This window comes from Kribbella sp. NPDC020701, assembly GCF_055562215.1.
This window is the reverse complement of sequence record NZ_JBVHFT010000050.1, coordinates 1-4,691: the sequence shown is the minus strand read 5'-3', so window position 1 is coordinate 4,691 and position 4,691 is coordinate 1. Positions and strand designations below refer to the sequence as shown.

General features: G+C 64.1%; 5 protein-coding genes. 1 reads left to right on the top strand and 4 read right to left on the bottom strand.

All coding sequences use genetic code 11. The features are described 5' to 3' along the window. Positions 1-395, top strand: a 395-nt coding sequence (locus ACZ3HV_RS44350) for a transposase (protein ID WP_465693905.1), incomplete at its 5' end; no start/stop codon positions are given. On the opposite strand, the gene ACZ3HV_RS44345 is transcribed toward ACZ3HV_RS44350, so the two are convergent. The 4 genes from ACZ3HV_RS44345 to ACZ3HV_RS44330 form a co-directional block, all read right to left on the bottom strand. Beyond that, entirely contained in the window at positions 365-598 is a 234-nt protein-coding gene (locus ACZ3HV_RS44345; protein ID WP_465693904.1) for a helix-turn-helix transcriptional regulator, read from the bottom strand. The two genes, ACZ3HV_RS44350 and ACZ3HV_RS44345, sit on opposite strands and share 31 nt — an antisense overlap. Positions 599-983: 385 nt before the next feature. Beyond that, complete coding sequence (locus ACZ3HV_RS44340) at positions 984-1,400, bottom strand: hypothetical protein (RefSeq protein WP_465693902.1); 417 nt, start codon at positions 1,398-1,400, stop codon at positions 984-986. Positions 1,401-2,007: 607 nt separating this feature from the next. Then, a complete protein-coding gene (locus ACZ3HV_RS44335) occupies positions 2,008-3,303 on the bottom strand; it encodes a hypothetical protein (RefSeq protein WP_465693901.1) in 1,296 nt (431 codons plus the stop codon). 73 nt (positions 3,304-3,376) lie between these two features. Continuing rightward, positions 3,377-3,706: a hypothetical protein gene (locus ACZ3HV_RS44330; protein ID WP_465693900.1), complete on the bottom strand. Its 330-nt coding sequence runs from the start codon at positions 3,704-3,706 to the stop codon at positions 3,377-3,379. Positions 3,707-4,691: the final 985 nt, after the last annotated feature.

Sequence of the window (4,691 nt, the reverse complement as noted above, 5' to 3'; positions counted from 1 at the left end):
TCGCCGATCACATGCGCACCGAACTGGTCGAAGACGCCCTCAACGCCGCAGCCGCGACCCGCGGCAGCCTCGAAGGCGCGACCTTCCACAGCGACCACGGGTCGGTCTACACCTCCAAGGACTACGCCCGACTCTGCACGAACCTAGGCGTGACCCAGTCCATGGGCGCCGTCGGGACCAGCGCCGACAACAGCCTCGCCGAGGCGTTCAACGCCACCCTCAAGAGAGAGATCCTCCAAGACAACAACTCCTGGCCTGACGAGGCCACCTGCCGCCGCGAAGTGTTCCGGTGGGTCACCCGCTACAACACCCGCAGACGCCACTCCTGGTGCCGCTACCAGTCCCCGAACACCTACGAAGCCCGCTACACCGCTACGCTCCCGTCAGCGGCGTAATCCACCACCGTGTCCAAGAACCGGGGGTAAGGCCCCCACTCGATCACCACACTCCGCCGGTACCGAACATGTCGCCCGACGCGAATCCCTCGCGGTCCGTAGTTGTGGGTCCGCCAGCGATAAAGGGTGCGCTTGGGTACGCCGAGGTACGCCGCCAGCTGGTCGATGTCCCAGAGTGGATCAGTCGTCTCCGGCGTCTGCATCGTCGCCTCCTCCGTTTGACGGACTCGCCAGCTGCTCGTGTCGCGGCTTGCGACTGCCGACGCGCCTCCCGCGCAGTTCGGGAACTTGCTCGTGCTCGGACTTGATGACCCTGCGGATCTCTCGCACAGACCAACCGAGGATCTCGGCTGCGGCGTCAGCGCTTCCACACACCCTGGCAAGTTCGGCGGCTTCTGCGGCCGATGCTTGCTCGGCATCGCGGACTCGCTCATTGTGGCGTTCAGCTGCGAGGGTCCTGGCCTTGATCGCCCGGCCCAACGCAGCCTGTGCTCTAGTCGCACGCGCCGTTGCCGCTTCGATGCGTGCCTGGCGTTGCCGTGCACGTCGAAGGGCTGCAACTCTTGAACTGGACATCGAATCCCTCCGTCACCACTCGGGTCCGGCTGACAGCCGGCCCAGCTCGTCGTGATGGATCGCTAGGTGGTCGTGGGCAACTACACGCAAGTCAGGACGTCGCTGACTCAACCCAGCACGCCGAAGTTGGCGATCAACCGACACGATCAGGCGGCGCGCCACCGAGACCACGCGGGCGCCCGTCCGCTCGATGACCTTCTCGGGTTCACGCTTGTTCACTGCAGCCGCCAGACTCGTGATGTACCGGAAGGACGATCCACCAGTCGCCCACCCGTGATGAGCCATCAGGACGTAAGCAACGGACTCCGCCTCGACCTCGCGTATGCCCCGGCACATCACACTTCCAGCCGAAGCAATCTCCTTCGGATTGTGCATCCGCAGATGCGCGATCTCGTGCGCCAGCCGTGCGACCGCGGTGAGGTCGTCCAAGCCGCGTCTGATGACGACCGTCCGGGCTTGGTGGTCGGTGAACCCATCCAGACCTCGGTGGCCTGAGTTGCCTTCGATGAGCGTGTAGCCGGCGGAATAAACCTGCTGTGCGAGCGCTCGCCAAAGATCCCTTGTCGATGCACCAGGGGCCGACGCACTCGGCGGCGGAAGCGGTGCACCGTCGGTCTGGGAGACATCCCAGACCGACCCGACCTTGAATCCGAGCAGTCGCCCACCGCCCCGGGCTGACCGCCCCCGTTCGAGCTCGAGCTCGGGCCGACTCTCCTCGAGAGCCGTGCTCCTGCCTCGATGTTGGATTACAGGCGCCAGTATTCGAATGTCGTGGACCTGCTGGTTGTGCGGGATGGACCTCCCGAACTTCTGCCAGATGTCAGCTCGGGCCACCTGGCTGGCATACGGCATCTGCAGCGTGATCAGTACGACGTTCCGGAAGCTGTAGTTGCGTAGAGCAACTGAGGCGTCCAGCCACCTGACCCATTCGACGCCTGAACTGTGTCTGCGGATCTCCGAGTGCAACGCGTCACGTAGATTCTCGGGGGTAACTCTTGGCCGCTCCATCGATCCTCCAACTTGAGTCTGGGAGAGCTCAACGTTCGAGCCCTTCCAGATCTCGGTAGATCTCCGGAATGAGGTCCCAGTACTCCGGCCGATACCGGCCCCGCGGCGATCGCGTCGCCACTGGCCGGGCATCGGCGGGCTCCCTCGGGAAGGGTGGCGAGTCGAAGTGCTCGGGCCCGTACGGGCGGTTCAGGCCGGATGTTCCGGCGATTGTCCGCGCCGTACGCGCGGCGGTCGACAAGTGATCTGTGACTTCAGCGAGAGTTGCTGTCACCTCATCGAAGCAGGCCGCCAGATTAGTCCTCACCCACGCACGCTGCGGGTACCTCAGACGCCAAACCTGGGGCCGCCAGTCGAACTCAGGGTCGCGTTTGGCCAGCTCGACGCGCGGGACGAACAGGTGCCCACGCATGACCAACCACGCGACGGTCTCTTGCTGTACCTTCGCCACCCGATCGGCTGAATGCATCAGCTCGTCGATGACGTCTCGAAGGACCGCCCTGGCTCGCTCGTCTTGCAAGGGATCCTGAGGTTGCGTCAGTTGCTCGCCAGCAGACAGCCAGGCTCGCAGCACTCCGATCAATTCGATGAAAGCTGTTTCGGCGGGCCCCTCGCTGCGGCCGTTCACGTCTGAGAGACGAGTTCGCCACAGGTGTGCAAGGCGTTGCGTGGCTGCGCCGGCCATCTGCAGTGCTTGCACGAGGTCTCGGAATTCCTCCGCGGTCGTGCGGTGCCGACTCAGCCGAGCGGTGAGATGCAGGCCGTAACCGACGACCGTGCGCAACTGTGCTGTGGTCGATCGGAGATCGCGGGTCAGCACCCCGCGAGGAGCCGTCGCCTCATGCGCCGACTTCCAGCGAGCGGCGAGGACCATCACTTGCGACGGTTCATCGACAGCGGCGTCCGGCAGAGTTGTCGTCAATCCGCGCAGGGCGCCGATGTCCCGGGATCCGCGTTTGCGGATGGACTTGAGCTCTGCGATCAGTTCGGTCAGGTGATGGGACAGCCGATCCCTCGTCTCGTCACTGCCGATCGGCGCCGTATTGAGTCTCGCGACCGCTGCTCGAGCAGCCCGATCCGTGATCGAAGCAATGTCCGCCCGCGCCGCCGCGAGCGCTTTCTCGTCGCCCCACGCGCCGCGGGTGCTGCGGGTTTGCGATGCAAGTAGGTCACCTCCGGCGCCGATCGATCGGGCCAGCGCAGCGAATGGTCCCCCCGCAGCGGAGGTACCAGCGCTAGTGAAGTCACTGGTAGACAGTTCGAGTCGCAGCCAGCGGAAGTGATGGCGAGCGGCCGTTAGTGTCGCCTGCCAGCCGGCAACCACGTCAGTGGTGTCTGTGTCAGCAGCAGAGTTGTACGCGACGTCTGCGTCTCGTCTCGCGACCCGGAGGAGGTCCTCATACGTCGTACGCATCCTGGACCATCCGAATGTCCGTGGCCGCGGCCCGTAAGGCATCGGCCAGTGCCAGGCGCCAACTGAGGTCCTCGATCGGTACGTCGAGCTGATCCACCACACCGGCCGCCTGGTCGAACAGCGCGGCTGCATCGACATGGAGATCCCCATCGAAGGGCCCGTACGACAAGCCGAGCAACTGTTGAACTCGATACCGGCTGAAGGCCGTCATCGCCCATCGGCCGCCGGGCTCCTTCGCCTCCAATGCCTCGATGATCGCCTCAGCCTGGATCACCAGGTCCGTCACACGACGGGGTACTTCGAAGTTGTTCATGGGACTCCCTCTCGTCACAGAGAAGATGGGCCGGAATGATCCCGTTTCGGCCAGATCCGGATGAATCTGTGGATAACTGCGCCAACACACGACTAGGACCATGACGCGTAGCGCATCCAGGTGTTCAACGTTTGGGCCCGGGAGGCTCAGAGCAGAGCCGCCCATGACGCGACCGCTCCCAGCTCCGATGCGGGACCGTCGCGGCCCAATCCGGTCACACTTCTTGCATGCAAGGCGTTTCTGTCGCCGAAACGATTAGATGCGACCTGCTTGCCATCCCGACGTTGAGCATCTATGGACCACAGCCTCAACAGATCTGGGCGCGTCGGCGACCGAGCTTGCGAGTACTGCGCCGCGTTCTTCATCGCGCGTCGATCCGATCAACGCTTCTGCTCGGATCGCTGCCGCCTGCGTCATTGGCGCCTGCAGAAGGCGACGCTCAGCGCGTCAGCGCCCGAAGGCCATCTGGCCGCGCCACCGACACAGGTAGTTCGGCAAATCCTGCTCGGCCTGGTCGACGAGAACAGTCCGAACGACGCTGTCGAACGGGTGCGGACGGCGATTGCCGAGCTCACCGATCTTGAGCGGGAGGCAGTCCGACTCCGCAGTCAGAACGCCGCACTTCGAGCCCGAGCACTCGGTGCGGATTCATCCGGCTCATCGCCAGACGATTGCAGCGACGAGTGCTGAGCATCCACCGGCTGACTGCCGGCGACGGCTACACCTATCTCCTCAAACACGTTGCCGCCGGCGACGTCGATCGGCGCATGGCCACACCACTAACGGCGTACTACACATCATCCGGATACTGATGCGCCCCGCGTTTTCCGGACAGCTCTTTTAATGGCCAATTATGCTACGAGCTGCCGTTCCAGGTACTCGTCGTGGATCTGCCGGGGAGTGCGGTAGTCGAGTCCGGAGTGGCGACGTCGTGAATTGTAGCGAAGTTCGATATAGCGTGCAATATCGCGGTAGGCGTTCTCGC

What these genes read in the sequence shown, in the direction of transcription:
- ACZ3HV_RS44345 (WP_465693904.1), bottom strand. Translation starts at nt 598, where the DNA reads ATGCAGACGCCGGAGACGACTGATCCACTCTGGGACATCGACCAGCTG.
- ACZ3HV_RS44330 (WP_465693900.1), bottom strand. Translation starts at nt 3,706, where the DNA reads ATGAACAACTTCGAAGTACCCCGTCGTGTGACGGACCTGGTGATCCAG.